This window comes from Variovorax sp. Soil_C_19 (genome assembly GCF_057657255.1).
In genome coordinates this window covers 43,538-58,995 of sequence record NZ_JBDGIV010000002.1, presented here as the reverse complement: position 1 = coordinate 58,995, position 15,458 = coordinate 43,538, and the positions used below count along the sequence as shown (strand labels likewise).

Genomic DNA, 15,458 nt, shown 5'->3' with positions numbered 1-15,458 from the left:
CATGACCACCCCGGCCCGTCTTGCCGCTGACCGCGCACTCCCGGTGCCGCCAGCGCTCGCCTACCTGGTGGGTATCGCGAGCCTGTCGCCTTTCGGGCTCAACGTCGCGGTGGGGCTACAGCCGGCTTTCGCGTCCGCGGGGCCGATGGACGACGGCGGCCGGGCGGCGGTCGTGGCGCTCTATACGCTGGGGCTGGGCCTCGGGCAGCCAGCGGCGGGCTATGCCGCGGATCGCTGGGGCCGCCGTGCCGCCATGCTGGCCGGCCTCGCGCTGGCCGGCGCCGGGGCGCTTCTGGCTGCGGCGGCGGGCGATGGCGGCATGCTGCTGGTGGGCCGTTTCATCACGGGGCTGGGGCTCGCCGCCTGCCTCGTGGTGCCGCGCACCTGCCTGCGCGACCTGTACCAGGGCGCCGAACTGCAGCGCAGCATGGCGGTGCTGGCAATGGTGTTCGCCATGGCGCCCGCCGTGACGCCGCCGCTGGCCTGGCTGCTGGCCGATGCCTGGTCGTGGCGCGCCCCGATGGTGCTGCTGGCGCTGCTGGTGCTGTGCGCGCTGGCTGTGGCCTGGCGGCTGCACCGGGAGACGCGGCCCGCCATCACGGGCGCGCCCGACTTCGCGGCCTGGAGTGGGCTTGTGCGGCAGCCCATCGTGCGGCGCACCAGCCTTGCGCTGGCCGGTGCCGCGGCGCCGTTCTTCATCGTCGCGGCCGCGGGCCCGGCGGCGCTGCACGCCGCAACCGGTGCCGGGCCGGGGCTGATCGCGGTCGTGCTGGGCGGAACCTACCTCGGCTTCGCGCTCGGCAACCAGTGGGTGCGCCGCCGCGCTGCGGTGCCGGGCGACGTGCACATGGCGCACGGGCTCGGCATCGTGGCCGCGGGCATCGCGCTGCTGGTTGCCACGCTGTGGTGGCCGGCGCTGTGGCTCTGGGCCGCGGCGCTCACGCTGTGCGCCATCGGCCATGGCGTGGTGTTTCCCGCGGCCTTCGCACTGGTGCTGCAGAAGATGCCGCAACAGGCAGGGCTCGCCACGGCGGGGATCGGCACGGTGCACATGTGCACCGGTGCCCTCAGCGCATGGATCGCCGGCGCGCTGCCGCTGTCGGCGCACCCCTCGGTGGTGCTCATGGCCGCGGTGCTGGTGGCGGCAGGATGCGCGGCCTGGTTTCTCCTTCCCTCCGAAAAGGATCACACATGAAGACTTGGTTCGACCGGGCCCTGCTCGGCTTTCACGCCCTGGGCGCGGCGCTGCTCGTGGCCATGGTCGCGGTCATCTGCTACGACGTGCTCGGGCGCTTGCTGTTCAACCGGCCCTTTGCCGGCACCGCCGAACTCACCGGCGCGGGGTTGGTGTTGCTGACCTTCCTGCAGGCGCCGCACGCCATGCGCGAAGGCAAGCTGCTGCGCGTGACCTTCTTCCTGGACCGGGTGCCGACGGCCGTGCGCAGCGCGATGTCGGCGCTGGCCTGGGCCGTGGGCGCCGCGGTGTTCGCGGTGTTCGTGCTGGCGGGCTGGGAGCCTGCGGTCGAGGGTTGGCACAGCGCCGAGTTCTATGGCAACGACGCATTCCGCCTGCCGGCATCGCCGCTTCGCTTTGCCACGCTGGTGCTGTGGATCGTCGGCGCCGCCGTGTGCATCGGGTTCGTGGTGGAGGCATTGCGTGGACGCGATGACCGCCCGAGCGCCTCCAACCACTAGGAATCTCCACATGTTTCTCGAAACCTGGGCGGCCGTGCTGGTGCTCGCCGTGCTCGTGCTGGCCGGCGTGCCGGTGGTGTTCGCCTTCGCGGGCAGCGCGCTCTTCGGCCTGTGCATTGCGCTGGGCGGCCTGTGGCCCGCCATGGACCTGGTCGGACAGACCGCCATCGGCGGCATCAAGGACTACAACTTCGTGGTCATTCCCTGCTTCACCGTGATGGGCATGCTGATCGCGCATTCGGGCGCGGCGCACGACCTGTTCAACGTGGTCAACCGGCGCCTTCGTGGCGTGCCCGGCCGGCTGGCCGTGGCCACGGTCGGCGGCAACGCGGTGTTCGCGGCGGTCACCGGCGTGGGCGTGGCTGCCGCTGCGGCGTTCAGCCACGTGGCCTATCCGGTCATGCGCGCCAACCGCTACAGCCGCAGCTTCGCTACCGGCTGTATCGCGGGCAGCTCGGTGCTGGGCCTGCTGATTCCGCCGTCGGTGTTCATGATCGTCTGGGCCATCCTGACCGAGCAGTCGGTCGGCAAGCTGTTCGCCGCGGGCGTGCTGCCGGGGCTGGTGCTCGCAAGCATGTACGCGCTGTACTGCGCCGTGTTCGCATGGCTCAGGCCTGCGTCGGCGCCCGAAGCCGAGGGCGCCGCCGAGGCGCCGCTGCGCAGCGAATCGCTCGGCGCGCTCTACGTCGGCCTGCTGATCCTGCTGACGCTGGGCGGCATCTGGTTCGGTTTCTTCACGCCCACCGAGGGCAGCGCCGTCGGCATGGTCGGCGCGCTCGTCGTGGCCTGGGCCAAGGGCATGCGTTGGCAGGGCATACGCGATGCGTTCATGGAGGCGGGCCGCACGGTGACGCCGATCATGCTGCTGCTGCTCACCGCCATGATGTTCAGCAAGCTGGTGGCGCTCAACGGCCTGCCGCAGGAGGTCGAGGCGTTGCTGCAGTCGTGGGGCCTCGGGCCGGTCGGCACGATGCTCTTCATCGTGGCCGTGTGGTTCATCCTCGGCAGCTTCATCGACAGCATCTCGATCATGCTGCTGACGGTACCGATCTTCTGGCCGATCGGCATGGCACTGGGCTTCGATCCGATCGTGTTCGCGCTGATCGGCATCCTCGTGATCGAGGCCGGCGTGCTGACCCCGCCGTTCGGCATGAGTGTGTTCGTGGTGAAGGCCGCGGTGCCCGACAAGGAGGTCACGGTGCGCGAGATATTCATGGGCGTCGCGCCCTACTGGGTGATGATCCTCGTGCTGGCCTGGGTGATCTACATGTGGCCGGCGCTCGCGACCTGGCTGCCGTCGAAGCTGTAGTGGCCGCGCGCAGCTGCGCGGGCCGCGGCGGGCGGGTTACTTGACCTTCGTCACCATCGCCTTCAGCGCGTCCTTGTCGCCCACGAAGGTTTCGCGCGCATAGCGCGTGTAGGCCTTGTGGTCCATGTAGATCGGCGACATGCCGAGGCGCGCGAGCGTAGCCTGGAATGAAGGGTCGTCGTAGACGGCCTTGAAGACCGCGTCGAGCTTGGCCACCACTGCCGGGTCCATGCCCTTGGGGCCGGCGATGCCCACGGGCGAGGCATGCACGATGGGGTAGCCCAGCTCCTTCAGCGTGGGTGCGTCGGGCAGGTCCTTGGAGCGCGTTTCGCCGAGCGTGGCCAGCACGCGGATGCGCCCGGACTGCACGTAGGGCAGCAGCGTGCTCGAGCTCACGATGACCTGCACATGGCCGCCCAAGAGCGCCGAGATGGTGCCCGCGTCGCCCTTGTACGGCACGTGCACCCAGCGTGCGCCGCTCTTGTCGCCGAGCTGCGCCATGCCGATGTGCTGGCTGCTGTAGTTGCCCGGCGAACCATAGGAAACCTTGGAATCGGGCCGCTTGGCCTGCGCCACCATGTCGGCCACCGACTTCCACGGCGAGTCGGCCGCGACCGCGATGTAGTAGTTGAACCCGCCGAGCACCGCGAGGTAGGTCAGGTCCTTGAGCGGGTCGTAGGGCGCACCGGTGATGTGCGGCATCCGGAACACGCCCACGGGCACCGCCGTGAGCGTGTAGCCCGCGGGATCGGTGGAGAGCATCTGCACCGCGCCCAGCGTGCCGTTGGCGCCCGGGCGGTTCTCGATCACCATCGGCTGGCCGAGCCGCGGGCCCGCGAGCTCGGCCAGCGCGCGGCCCATCTGGTCGGTCACGCCGCCGGCCGAGTAGGGCACGATGAGCTTCACCGGCTGCTTCGGATAGTCGGCCTGCGCATGGGCCGTGAGGGTGAAGGCTGCCGCACAGGCGGCGATGAGCGTTGAAATGCGTGTCGCGATGGTCGTCATGGTTGTGTCCCTTGTTTTTCGGTTCAGGCTGCCGTGGTGCCGCCGTCGATGGTCCAGGCTGCGCCGCGCACTTCCTGTGCATCGTCCGAGCACAAGTAGGCGGCGAGCGAGGCGATCTGGTCGATGGTCACGAAACGACCCGAGGGCTGGCGCAGCCCGAGCAGCTTGCGTGCGGCGGTCTCGTCGTCGAGGTGCTCGCGCTCGGCCAGTGCATCGACCTGGCGCTGCACCAGCGCGGTGAGCGCCCAGCCCGGGCAGATCGCGTTGCAGGTGATCGGCGTGTCGGCGGCCTCCAATGCCACTGCCTTGCTCAGCCCGATGAGGCCGTGCTTGGTGGCGTTGTAGGCCGACTTGCCGGCCCGGCCGCGCAGACCGCTGATCGACGCGATGTTCACGATGCGGCCCCAGCCGCGCTCGCGCATGCCGGGCAGCGCCAGTCGGATGGTGTGGAAACTGGCCGACAGGTTGATGGCCAGCATGTCGTTCCAGGCCGAGACCGGAAACTGCTCGATCGGCGACACATGCTGCATGCCGGCGTTGTTGACCAGGATGTCGATCGCGCCGCCGCCGAGTTCGCTGGCGGCCGCCATCAGCCGTTCGATCTGCGCCGCGTCGCGCAGGTCGGCATGCAGGTAGTCGGCGCGCACGCCGAATTCCGCCGCGAGTGCCTTGCAGATGTCCTGCCCTTCGGCCTCGGGCGCGATGCCGTTCACGACCAGGTGCGCACCGCCGCGCGCCAGGCGCCGTGCGATGCCGAGGCCGATGCCGCTGTTGCCGCCGGTCACCAGTGCGGTGCGTTGTTCGAGTTCCACGTGCTGATCCTTTTGCTCGTCTGTAGTACTTTCATGCTAGGAATTCGCCATTCAGATGTCCAATACCGAATACACCGGCTATTGATATCGTGTCAGTCTGAATACGGAGAAGGGCTTCTCGATGGAACTTCGGCATCTGCGCGGCTTCATGGCCGTGGCACAGGAACAGAGCTTCACGCGCGCGGCCGAGCGACTGCACATGGCGCAGCCGCCACTGAGCCAGCGCATCCTCGAACTCGAGCGCGAACTGGGCGTGCGGCTGTTCGACCGCCACACGCGGCAGGTGTCGCTGAGCGCCGCCGGCCGCGCATTCCTCGAGGGCATCGAGCCCGTGTTCGCGCAGCTCGAGCAGGCCGCCGAGGCCAGCCGCCGGGCGCACCGCGGCGAAACCGGGCGCCTGCGCCTGGGCTTCACCGGCCGCGCCAGCCACCATCTGCTGCCCCGGCTGGTGCAGGCCTTCCATGCACGCCATCCCGGCGTGGCGCTGGATATCGAGGGCCCGCTCGCCACCGGCCCACTCAAGGCGGCGCTGCTGAACGGATCACTGGATGCGGCGCTGTGCTTTCTGCCGCTCGGCGGCGACGGGATCGCGACGCGCGCCTTCGCGCGCAGCGAACTCGCCCTGTTCCTGCCCGCAGCGCATCCGCTGGCCGGGCGCCGCAGTGTCTCGCTCGCGGCATTGGCCGGCGAGCCCTTCGTGGGCTATCCGGCCAACCGCGGCTTCCACCTGCGCGAAGCCATGGACGCGGAATGCCTGCGTGCCGGCTTCACGCCGCGCGTGGTGCGCGAATCCGAGGCGTCGCAGGTACTGCTGTGCCTGATCGCGGCGGGCGCGGGCGTGTCGGTGCTTCCGCGCGAACTGGAAGCGCTGGAGGAGTTCGGCGGCGTGGTGCTCAGGCCGCTGCGGCCGAAGGTGCGTGCCTTGCAGCACGGGCTGGCGTGGATGGCGGGCAACCGGAATCCGGCGTTGGCGAACCTGCTGGCGATCGCTTGAGGTCCGCGGTCCGATGCGGCGCGGCGGCCGATGTCAGTGGGACTCCGCATTCCCCAGCACGTCCCGGCAATGCAACTGCAACTGCTGGAAATGCGAACGCCAAGCGACTGCATCGACCCAGTGCTCCAGGTCCAGCCGCAACCACACCTGGCGCTGGCCTTCGGCCTGCTGCGTGAGCTTGACGCGCAGCCCCTGGCCGCTCGGGCGGGTGGCGAGCTCGACGCTGGTCTCGAGCAGCGGGATGACGATGCGCTGCATTGCCGCGGCGCTGTCGAGCGTCTTCTTGAGTACGAGGTGGCATTCGTCGCGGCTCGCGAGCCGGCGTGGCCTGCCGCCGTGTGCGAGATAGCCGTTGAGCACGTTCAGGTGCTCGGCCATTGTCATCTGGCGCACGCTGGGCGCGTCCTGGTTCGGATAACGACTGCAGCCGGCCGCGAAGGCCACGGCCAGCACCAGCGCGGAGGCGGCCGGCAGCGATGGCGTGCGGATGCGGTTCATGGGCGAGACAATCGTCGAATGCGGGGTAGCTGCCGAAGGCCGCGCCATGATAGCGGCACCCCGCGCGTCCCTGATGAAGTCCGGCGGCGTGGCCACTCAGGGATATCCCCGCGGAACTTATTCGGCTTGGCGCGCCCAGACGGGCTCGCCCGGCATCCGCCGGACATTTCAACCCCATAGAAAAGGAACCCGTTCTCCATGAGATTCACCCGACTTCCCGCCTTGCTGCTGGCCTTCGCACTGTCGTGCATGTTGCTGCCGGCCGCGTTCGCCGCCCCGCAGATGGTCAGCGTCGCGGTCAAGACGCTGAACATGCGCACCGGCCCCGGCCAGCGCCACGAGGCCCACTGGACCGTCGGCAAAGGCTATCCGTTCCGGGTGATCGGCAGGAAGGGGTCGTGGCTCCATGTGCGCGACTTCGAGGGCGACAAAGCCTGGGTATTCCGCTCGATGACCAACAAGACGCCGCACCACGTGGTTAAGGTCGCGATCGCGAACCTGCGCCGCTCGCCCAGCACCACGAGCGCGATCAAGATGAAGGCCGCCTACGGCGACGTGCTGCGCACGCTGGCGCGGCGCGGCAACTGGATCAAGGTGAAGCACGAAAGCGGCGCCACCGGGTGGATCTCGCGCAAGCTGCTCTGGGGCTGGTAGCCGCCGCGCCGCGACGCGCAGCGGCTACGCCTGCGTGGCCTGCCGTACGGCGCGCTCCCAGCGCGCCATCGACTCCTCGGCCTGGGCACGGCCCATGGTCGGCATGAAGCGCCGTTCGATCTTCCAGAGCTTCGACAGCGCGCGCACGTCGCTGTAGAAGCCGGTCGACAGGCCGGCCAGGTACGCCGCGCCGAGCGCGGTGGTTTCGATCACTTCGGGCCGCACCACCGGAATGCCCAGCAGGTCGGCCTGGAACTGCATCAGCAGGTCGTTCACGCTGGCGCCGCCGTCGACGCGCAGTTCGGCCACCGGCGTGCCGCCGGCTGCCACCGCATCGCGGCTCATGGCCTGCAACAGTGCGGCGCTCTGGTAGGCGATGCTCTCGAGCGCGGCGCGTGCGATGTGCGCCACGGTGGTGCCGCGCGTGAGGCCGGTGATGGTGCCGCGCGCCTCGGCATTCCAGTAGGGCGCGCCGAGCCCGGTGAAGGCCGGCACCATCATCACGCCGCCCGCATCGGGCACGCTCTCCGCGAGCGACTGCACCTCGGCGCTGCCCTTGATGGCCTTCAGCCCGTCGCGCAGCCACTGCACCACGGCGCCGCCGACAAAGACGCTGCCTTCCATGGCGTATTGGGGCATGGCATTTGTTTGCGCGGCGCTGGTCACGAGCAGGCCGTTGTGCGAGGGCTGGAATTCGCCGCCCGTGTGCATCAGCAGGAAGCAGCCGGTGCCGTAGGTGTTCTTGGCCATGCCGGGCCCGAAGCAGGCCTGGCCGAAGAGGGCGCTCTGCTGGTCGCCCGCAACGCCGCCGATCGGCAGCGCGCGGCCGAGCAGCGCGGCATCGGTGTCGGCGAAGTGCGAGCTCGAGGGCTGCACCGCGGGCATCAGCGCGGCCGGGATGCGCAGCGCATCGAGCAGCTCCGCGTCCCATTCGTTGCGATGCACGTCGAACAGCATGGTGCGCGAGGCGTTGGTCACGTCGGTCACGTGCACCTTGCCGCCGGTGAGCTGCCAGATGAGCCAGCTGTCGACGGTGCCGAAGGCGAGCTCGCCGCGCTCGGCCTGCGCGCGCGCGCCGGGCACGTTGTCGAGCAGCCAGCGCAGCTTGGTGCCCGAGAAGTAGGCGTCGATCACGAGGCCAGTCTTCTGCTGGATGGTGTCGGCCATGCCTTCGTCGCGCAGCTGCGCGCACAGCGGCTCGGCGCGGCGGTCCTGCCAGACGATCGCATGGTGCACCGGCTGGCCGGTCTTGCGGTTCCACAGCAGGGTGGTCTCGCGCTGGTTGGTGATGCCTATCGCATGGATGTCGGCGGGCTGCAGCTTCGCCTTGGCGAGCACCTCGCGCGCGGTGGCGAGCTGGCTGCGCCAGATCTCCATGGGATCGTGCTCGACCCAGCCCGGCTGCGGATAGATCTGCGTGAGCTCCTTCTGCGCGATCGCGACGATGCGGCCTTCGCGGTCGAACACGATGCTGCGGGAGCTGGAGGTGCCCTGGTCGAGGGCGAGCAGGTAGGTGGTCATGGATTCATCTTCCTCTGTCTTGCTCCTTCCCCTCCCGGGGGAAGGTTGGGATGGGGGCCGGCGTTCGTTCGGGCGCCGCGCTTGTCCGGGTGCTGTCGTGCCCCCACCCCGGCCCTCCCCCGAAAGGGGAGGGAGGCAGACGGGGAGGCCTCATGATTTTGCGATCTCCAGGCGCACCTGCGCGGCCTGCAGCAGGTCGGCGAAGGGCGGCGGCGGCTCGGCGTCGGTGATCAGGCGGTCGATCTGCGACAGGGTGCCGAGCTGGATCATTGCGGGCCGGTTGAACTTGCTCGCGTCGGCCGCGAGCCAGACCTCGCGCGCCTGCGCGATGATGGTCTGCGCCACCTTCACCTCGCGCAGGTCGAAGTCGCGCAGCGAACCGTCCGACTCGATGCTCGACACGCCGATCAGCGCGATGTCGACCTTGAACTGGCGGATGAAATCGATGGTGGCCTCGCCCACGACCGCGCGGTCGCGCGGGCGCACCGAGCCGCCTGCCACGATCACCTCGCACGACGCATTGCCGCTCAGGATCGTCGCGACGTTGAGGTTGTTGGTGATCACGCGCAGCCCCGTGTGGCGCAGCAGCGCCTTGGCAATGGCCTCGGTGGTGGTGCCGATGTTGAGGATCAGCGAGCAGTCATTGGGCACCAGCTCGGCCACGCGGCGCGCGATGCGCGCCTTGCCTTCGGCATTCAGCGTTTCGCGCTGCTGGTAGCCGATGTTCTCGGTGGTGGAGCTCGGCACCCGAACGCCGCCGTGAAAGCGTGTGAGCAGCCCCTGGTCGGCGAGGCGCTGCACGTCGCGGCGCACCGTCTGCAACGTGACGCCGAGCATGTCGGCGAGCTGCTCGACGGTGACGGACCCGCGCGTGCGCACGGTGTCGAGGAGGTTGATCTGGCGTGGGTTGGAATTCACGGAACGGTCGCGGAAAGCAGTGAGACTGCCGCCGAGGGTACAGGCGGGCTACTTTAAAACGAAAGAAAACGAATACCTGTAAGGGAAAACTCGGAGGAAAATCGCGTCGAAAGGAATCCAAATGAAAAGATGCGAAAATACAATGGCGCCCTTCCGTGAACAAAGTCACGATTCGAACGGGCCATTTTCAGTGAGCGATTTGTCCTCCGACCCGAAGGCGCCGGCCACCACCGAATGCGACGTGCTGATCGTCGGCGGTGGCATCAACGGCTGCGGCATCGCGCGCGACCTCGCGGGCCGCGGCTGGCGCGTGGTGCTGTGCGAGAAGGACGATCTCGCGGCGCACACCTCGTCCTCGTCGACCAAGCTGATCCACGGCGGCCTGCGCTACCTCGAGTACTACGAGTTCTCGCTGGTGCGCAAGGCGCTGCAGGAGCGCGAGGTGCTGCTCAAGAGCGCGCCTCACATCATGTGGCCGCTGCGCTTCGTGATGCCGCACGATCCCTCGATGCGGCCCGGCTGGATGATCCGCATCGGCCTGTTCATGTACGACCACCTCGCCAAGCGCGAGGTGCTGCCGGCCTCGCGCGGCATCGACCTGCGCCGCCACGTGGCGGGCGAGCCGCTCAAGCGGCAGTTCGAGCGCGGCTACGTCTACTCGGACGGCTGGGTCGACGACGCGCGGCTGGTGGTGCTCAATGCGGTGGACGCGCGGGCGCACGGCGCCGAGGTGCTCACGCGCACGCGCTGCACGCACGCGCAGCGCGACGCCGAAGGCTGGACCGCGACGCTTGAGGTGGCGGGCGGCGCCACCCGCGTGGTCCGCGCGCGCGCCGTGGTCAACGCGGCGGGGCCGTGGGCCGAATCGTTCCTGCGCGGCGTGGCGCAGTCGGCCAAGGGCGAGGCCCTGGCCACGCGCCACCTGCGGCTCGTCAAGGGCAGCCACATCGTGGTGAAGCGCCTGTTCGCGCACGACCATGCCTACATCTTCCAGAACCCCGACAAGCGGATCATCTTCGCGATCCCCTACCAGGACGACTTCACGCTGATCGGCACCACCGACATCGAGCTGAACGCCGACGATCCCGGCGCGGCGCGCATCTCGCAGGACGAGATCGACTACCTCTGCACGCAGGCGAGCCGGTATTTCGAGCGGCCGGTGGTGCCGGCCGACGTGGTCTGGACCTATTCGGGCGTGCGGCCGCTGCTCGACGATGCCTCGGGCGACCCGTCGGCCGTCACGCGCGACTACATGCTCGAATCGAACACCGCCGCGGCGCCGCTGCTATCTGTGTGGGGCGGCAAGATCACCACCTTCCGCAAGCTGGCCGAGGACGCGGCCGACGAGGTCGGCCGGATGCTCGGCGAGCCGGGCCCGAAGCGCGCGGCCTGGACCGAAGGCGCTTTCCTCGCCGGCGGCGACCTCTCGGCATGGATCGGCGCCGCGACCCGGCCCGACGACGACTTCGAGCGCTTCGTGGCCGCGGTGCAGGCCCGCCATGCCTGGCTCGACAAAGCGCTCGCGCGGCGCCTGGCGCGTGCCTACGGCGCGCGCGTGGCCGACCTGCTGGGCGATGCGCAGTCGATGGCCGACATGGGCGAGGCCGTGGCCCCGGGGCTCCATGCGCGCGAACTGCATTTTCTTCAGCAGAACGAGTGGGCCACCAGCGCGGACGACGTGCTCTGGCGCCGCTCCAAGCTCGGCTTGCGCTACACCGCCGCCGAGCGCGCGCAAGTGGCCGCGTGGATGCAGGCGCACGCCGCCCACCCCAGCGACAACATCATCAACCAGGAGCGCTGATGCAATTGACTCTGGAGCGCGTCACCCAGAAGGTCGGCGCGCAGACCTGGCTCTACGAGCAGAGCATCGCGCCGAAGAGCGGCGCGGTCACCGTGCTGCTGGGCGCGACGCAAGCCGGCAAGACCAGCCTGATGCGGCTGATGGCCGGGCTCGATGCGCCGAGCACCGGCCGGGTGCTGGTGGACGGCAAGGACGTGACCGGCATGCCGGTGCGCGAGCGCAACGTGGCCATGGTCTACCAGCAGTTCATCAACTATCCCTCGCTCACGGTCGCCGACAACATCGCTTCGCCGCTGAAGCTGCGCGGCGAGCCGGACATCGATGCGCGCGTGAAGGCGCTGGCCGACAGGCTGTCGATCGGCATGTTCCTCGACCGCTATCCGTCCGAGCTCTCGGGCGGGCAACAGCAGCGCGTGGCGCTGGCGCGCGCGCTGGCCAAGAACGCGCCGCTGATGCTGCTCGACGAGCCGCTGGTGAACCTCGACTACAAGCTGCGCGAAGGCCTGCGCGAAGAGCTCACGCAGCTCTTTGCGAGCGGTGATTCGACGGTGGTCTACGCCACCACCGAGCCCGGCGAGGCACTGCTGCTGGGCGGCTACACCGCGGTGATGGATGCCGGCGAGCTGCTGCAGTACGGCCCCACGGCCGAGGTATTCCATGCGCCGCAGTCGCTGCGCGTGGCGCGGGCCTTCAGCGATCCGCCGATGAACCTGCTGCGCGCCACGGCATCGGCCGGGCGGGTGCAGCTCGAAGGCGGACCGGCGCTCGCGCTGGCGCTGCCCGGTGACACGGGTGGCGCGGTCACGGTGGGCCTGCGTGCGAGCGCGCTGAACGTCGATGCGGGGGAGGGCGACATCGCCTTGCCCGGCAAGGTGGAACTGGCCGAGATCTCGGGCTCGGACACCTTCGTGCACGTCGAGACGCCTGTGGGCGAACTGGTGGCGCAGCTCACGGGCGTGCACCGCTTCGAGCTCGGCACGTCGATCACGCTGTACTTCAGCGCATCGCAAGCCTATGTGTTCGATGCCAGCGAGATGCTGGCGCTGGCGCCGGCCTGGCGCAGGGGAAACTAGTCATGGCACGCATCGACCTCGACCTGGCGCACGCCTACCGTCCGAGCCCCACGCAGGACAGCGACTATGCGCTGCTGCCGCTCAAGATGAGCTTTCGCGACGGCGGCGCCTACGCCTTGCTCGGCCCCTCGGGTTGCGGCAAGACCACCATGCTCAACATCATCTCGGGCCTGCTGGCGCCGTCGCAGGGCACGGTGCAGTTCGACGGGCGCGACATGACCCGTGCCACGCCGCAGGAGCGCAACATCGCGCAGGTGTTCCAGTTCCCGGTGATCTACGACACGATGACCGTGGCCGAGAACCTGGCGTTTCCGCTGCGCAACCGCAAGGTGCCCGAAGACCAGATCCGGAAGCGCGTCGGCGAGATCGCCGAGATGCTCGACATGAGCGGCCAGCTCAACCAGCGCGCGGCGGGTCTCGCGGCCGATGCCAAGCAGAAGATCTCGCTCGGGCGCGGCCTGGTGCGCAGCGACGTATCGGCGGTGCTGTTCGACGAGCCGCTCACGGTGATCGACCCGCACCTCAAGTGGCAGCTGCGGCGCAAGCTCAAGCAGATCCATCGCGAGCTCAAGCTCACGCTGATCTACGTGACGCACGACCAGGTCGAGGCGCTCACCTTCGCCGAGGAGGTGGTGGTCATGACGCGCGGCAAGGCCGTGCAGGTGGGCAGCGCCGAGGCACTGTTCGAACGGCCGGCGCACACCTTCGTGGGCCACTTCATCGGATCGCCGGGCATGAACTTCCTGGCGGCGCGCTGCGAGGACGGCACGCTCGAAGTGGGCCGCACCCGGCTTACGCCGGCGCGCGCGCTGCCGCAGGGCATGCTCAAGATCGGCATCCGGCCCGAATACCTTCGCCTCGCGAGTGCGGGCGCGCCGGGTGCGGTGCCGGCGGTGGTGACGCAGGCGCAGGACGTCGGCACGCACACCATGCTGAGCGCGGAGGTCGACGGCAGCCTGGTCAGGGTGCGGCTGCATGCCGACGAGGTGCCGCCCGCGGTCGGCGAGACAGTGTGGCTGCGGGTGCTCGATGCGCACACCTGTTTCTACAAGGACGAGGAGCTGGTGGTGGCCGGCGCAGGGGGCACGGCATGAACGCCACCAACAAGCCCGTGAACCAGAAGGCCTGGTGGCTCGTGCTCCCGGTGCTGCTGTGCGTGGCCTTCTCCGCCATCGTGCCGCTGATGACGGTGGTCAACTACTCGGTGCAGGACATCATCTCGCCCGACCGGCGCGTGTTCGTCGGCACCGAGTGGTTCGCCTCGGTGATGCGCGACGACGAGCTGCACCAGGCGCTCTGGCGCCAGCTGGGCTTCTCGCTGTCGGTGCTGCTGGTCGAGATTCCGCTGGGCATCTGCCTGGCGCTGTCGATGCCGGCCAAGGGCTGGAAGTCGTCGGCGGTGCTGGTGGTGGTGGCGCTGTCGCTATTGATCCCTTGGAACGTGGTCGGCACGATCTGGCAGATCTACGGCCGCGCCGACATCGGCCTGCTGGGCCACGCGTTGCAGAAGCTGGGCGTGGACTACAACTACACCGGCAGTGCGACCGACGCCTGGCTCACGGTGCTGGTGATGGACGTGTGGCACTGGACGCCGCTGGTGGCGCTGCTGTGCTTTGCGGGCCTGCGCTCGATCCCCGATGCCTACTACCAGGCGGCGCGCATCGACGGCGCGAGCAAGTTCGCGGTGTTCCGCTACATCCAGCTGCCGAAGATGCGCGGGGTGCTGATGATCGCGGTGCTGCTTCGCTTCATGGACAGCTTCATGATCTACACGGAGCCCTTCGTGCTGACGGGCGGCGGACCGGGCAATGCGACGACCTTCCTGAGCCAGTACCTCACGCAGAAGGCGGTGGGGCAGTTCGACCTCGGGCCGGCGGCGGCGTTCTCGCTGATCTACTTTCTGATCATCCTGCTGTTCTGCTTCGTGCTCTACAACTGGATGCAGCGCGTGGGTACGCAGACGGTGGAGGTGGAGAAATGAACGAGCGTCGGTTCCGCAAGCGCAGCATCTTCCTGGTGCTGTACATCCTGTTCGCGCTGCTGCCCATCTACTGGATGGTCAACATGAGCTTCAAGACGAACGAGGAGATCGTCTCGAGCTTCTCGTTCTTTCCGCAGGAGCTCACCTGGGCCAACTACGCGCGCATCTTCACCGACGAGTCGTGGTACTCGGGCTACATCAACAGCCTGATCTACGTCGCGATCAACACCGTCATCTCGCTCACGGTGGCGCTGCCCGCGGCCTATGCGTTCTCGCGCTATTCGTTCCTCGGCGACAAGCACGTTTTCTTCTGGCTGCTGACCAACCGCATGACGCCGCCCGCGGTGTTCCTGCTGCCGTTCTTCCAGCTCTATAGCACCGTCGGCCTCATGGACACGCACCTCGGCGTGGCGCTCGCGCACCTGCTGTTCAACGTGCCGCTCGCCGTGTGGATCCTCGAAGGCTTCATGAGCGGCATTCCGCGCGAAATCGACGAGACCGCCTACATCGACGGCTACTCGTTCCCGCGCTTCTTCATCAAGATCTTCTTGCCGCTCATCAAGGCCGGCGTCGGCGTGGCGGCGTTCTTCTGCTTCATGTTCAGCTGGGTCGAGCTGCTGCTCGCGCGCACGCTCACGAGCGTGGATGCCAAGCCGATCGTCGCGACGATGACGCGCACGGTGAGCGCCTCGGGCATGGACTGGGCCACGCTGGCGGCGGCTGGCGTTCTGACGATCGTGCCGGGCGCCATCGTGATCTGGTTCGTGCGCCACTACATCGCAAAAGGCTTTGCGATGGGCAGGGTCTGAGAGGAGGGCGGCAACATGTTTGACTGGATGGTCTGGACCACCCCGGTGGCCGTTTTCTTCACCTGCATCGTGCTGATGCTGATCGGCATGACCGTGTGGGAGCTCAAGTCGCCCACCACCATGCGCCGTGGCTGGCTGCCGATTGCCACCACGCGCGGCGACCGCTTCTTCATCGGCCTGCTTTCGGCCGCCTACCTCAACCTGATCTTCATCGGCCTCGCGGGCAAGTTCCAGGAATGGCTGAGCCTCGAGGCCGAGCCGTCGATCTGGATCAGCTTCGTGCTGTCGATGTTTCTCCTCGCGCTGGTGATGCGCAAGGGCTAGTTTCTTCAAGGAAAGACGCGACCGGCTCTCCGCCTCCCCGGAGCCGCGATCGAAACACCCGGGG

Annotated in this window: 16 protein-coding genes; 11 read left to right on the top strand and 5 right to left on the bottom strand. The window is 68.6% G+C overall.

Going from position 1 to position 15,458, the window contains the following annotated elements; all coding sequences use genetic code 11:
* The first annotated feature begins 1 nt into the window (after position 1).
* From AC3A6R_RS04765 to AC3A6R_RS04755, 3 genes are read left to right on the top strand one after another with little or no spacing between them, the layout of a single operon-like run.
* Positions 2 to 1,195: an MFS transporter gene (locus AC3A6R_RS04765; RefSeq protein WP_487857894.1), complete on the top strand. Its 1,194-nt coding sequence runs from the start codon at positions 2 to 4 to the stop codon at positions 1,193 to 1,195.
* Complete coding sequence (locus tag AC3A6R_RS04760; protein ID WP_487857893.1) at positions 1,192 to 1,695, top strand: TRAP transporter small permease; 504 nt, start codon at positions 1,192 to 1,194, stop codon at positions 1,693 to 1,695. The genes AC3A6R_RS04765 and AC3A6R_RS04760 overlap by 4 nt, the downstream gene beginning before the upstream one ends.
* Positions 1,696 to 1,705: 10 nt before the next feature.
* Positions 1,706 to 3,004: a TRAP transporter large permease gene (locus AC3A6R_RS04755; RefSeq protein WP_487857892.1), complete on the top strand. Its 1,299-nt coding sequence runs from the start codon at positions 1,706 to 1,708 to the stop codon at positions 3,002 to 3,004.
* Between the two features lie 36 nt (positions 3,005 to 3,040).
* On the opposite strand, the gene AC3A6R_RS04750 is transcribed toward AC3A6R_RS04755, so the two are convergent.
* Both AC3A6R_RS04750 and AC3A6R_RS04745 read right to left on the bottom strand, forming a co-directional pair.
* Positions 3,041 to 4,009, bottom strand: a complete 969-nt coding sequence (locus AC3A6R_RS04750; RefSeq protein ID WP_487857891.1) for a Bug family tripartite tricarboxylate transporter substrate binding protein — start codon at positions 4,007 to 4,009, stop codon at positions 3,041 to 3,043.
* Between the two features lie 23 nt (positions 4,010 to 4,032).
* The gene (locus AC3A6R_RS04745; protein ID WP_487857890.1) at positions 4,033 to 4,821 is read right to left on the bottom strand and encodes a 3-hydroxybutyrate dehydrogenase; all 789 of its coding nucleotides are present in this window, start codon (positions 4,819 to 4,821) and stop codon (positions 4,033 to 4,035) included.
* A gap of 121 nt (positions 4,822 to 4,942) precedes the next feature.
* Between AC3A6R_RS04745 and AC3A6R_RS04740 the strand changes: the two genes are divergently transcribed.
* Complete coding sequence (locus AC3A6R_RS04740; RefSeq protein WP_487857889.1) at positions 4,943 to 5,815, top strand: LysR substrate-binding domain-containing protein; 873 nt, start codon at positions 4,943 to 4,945, stop codon at positions 5,813 to 5,815.
* Positions 5,816 to 5,848: 33 nt separating this feature from the next.
* On the opposite strand, the gene AC3A6R_RS04735 is transcribed toward AC3A6R_RS04740, so the two are convergent.
* Entirely contained in the window at positions 5,849 to 6,313 is a 465-nt protein-coding gene (locus AC3A6R_RS04735) for a hypothetical protein (protein ID WP_487857888.1), read from the bottom strand.
* A gap of 198 nt (positions 6,314 to 6,511) precedes the next feature.
* Here AC3A6R_RS04735 and AC3A6R_RS04730 point away from each other — a divergent pair, with 198 nt between their 5' ends.
* Complete coding sequence (locus AC3A6R_RS04730; protein ID WP_487857887.1) at positions 6,512 to 6,967, top strand: SH3 domain-containing protein; 456 nt, start codon at positions 6,512 to 6,514, stop codon at positions 6,965 to 6,967.
* 24 nt (positions 6,968 to 6,991) lie between these two features.
* Here AC3A6R_RS04730 and glpK read toward each other — a convergent pair whose 3' ends face one another.
* Both glpK and AC3A6R_RS04720 read right to left on the bottom strand, forming a co-directional pair.
* On the bottom strand, positions 6,992 to 8,488 hold the full coding sequence (glpK, locus tag AC3A6R_RS04725; RefSeq protein ID WP_487857886.1) for a glycerol kinase GlpK: 1,497 nt from the start codon (positions 8,486 to 8,488) through the stop codon (positions 6,992 to 6,994).
* Between the two features lie 150 nt (positions 8,489 to 8,638).
* A complete protein-coding gene (locus tag AC3A6R_RS04720; RefSeq protein ID WP_487857885.1) occupies positions 8,639 to 9,406 on the bottom strand; it encodes a DeoR/GlpR family DNA-binding transcription regulator in 768 nt (255 codons plus the stop codon).
* A gap of 121 nt (positions 9,407 to 9,527) precedes the next feature.
* Here AC3A6R_RS04720 and glpD point away from each other — a divergent pair, with 121 nt between their 5' ends.
* The 6 genes from glpD to AC3A6R_RS04690 are packed head-to-tail and all read left to right on the top strand — an operon-like array spanning position 9,528 to position 15,394.
* Positions 9,528 to 11,207, top strand: coding sequence for a glycerol-3-phosphate dehydrogenase (gene glpD / locus AC3A6R_RS04715; protein WP_487857884.1), 1,680 nt, complete (start codon positions 9,528 to 9,530; stop codon positions 11,205 to 11,207).
* Positions 11,207 to 12,280 (top strand): ABC transporter ATP-binding protein, encoded by a 1,074-nt coding sequence (locus AC3A6R_RS04710; RefSeq protein WP_487857883.1) that lies wholly within the window; start codon positions 11,207 to 11,209, stop codon positions 12,278 to 12,280. Before glpD ends, AC3A6R_RS04710 begins: the two co-directional genes overlap by 1 nt.
* A 2-nt stretch (positions 12,281 to 12,282) precedes the next feature.
* The gene (locus AC3A6R_RS04705) at positions 12,283 to 13,374 is read left to right on the top strand and encodes an ABC transporter ATP-binding protein (protein WP_487857882.1); all 1,092 of its coding nucleotides are present in this window, start codon (positions 12,283 to 12,285) and stop codon (positions 13,372 to 13,374) included.
* On the top strand, positions 13,371 to 14,261 hold the full coding sequence (locus AC3A6R_RS04700) for a carbohydrate ABC transporter permease (protein WP_487857881.1): 891 nt from the start codon (positions 13,371 to 13,373) through the stop codon (positions 14,259 to 14,261). The genes AC3A6R_RS04705 and AC3A6R_RS04700 overlap by 4 nt, the downstream gene beginning before the upstream one ends.
* Positions 14,258 to 15,070, top strand: a complete 813-nt coding sequence (locus AC3A6R_RS04695) for a carbohydrate ABC transporter permease (RefSeq protein WP_487857880.1) — start codon at positions 14,258 to 14,260, stop codon at positions 15,068 to 15,070. Before AC3A6R_RS04700 ends, AC3A6R_RS04695 begins: the two co-directional genes overlap by 4 nt.
* Before the next feature lie 15 nt (positions 15,071 to 15,085).
* A complete protein-coding gene (locus tag AC3A6R_RS04690; RefSeq protein WP_487857879.1) occupies positions 15,086 to 15,394 on the top strand; it encodes a DUF2160 domain-containing protein in 309 nt (102 codons plus the stop codon).
* The last annotated feature ends 64 nt before the right edge of the window (positions 15,395 to 15,458 follow it).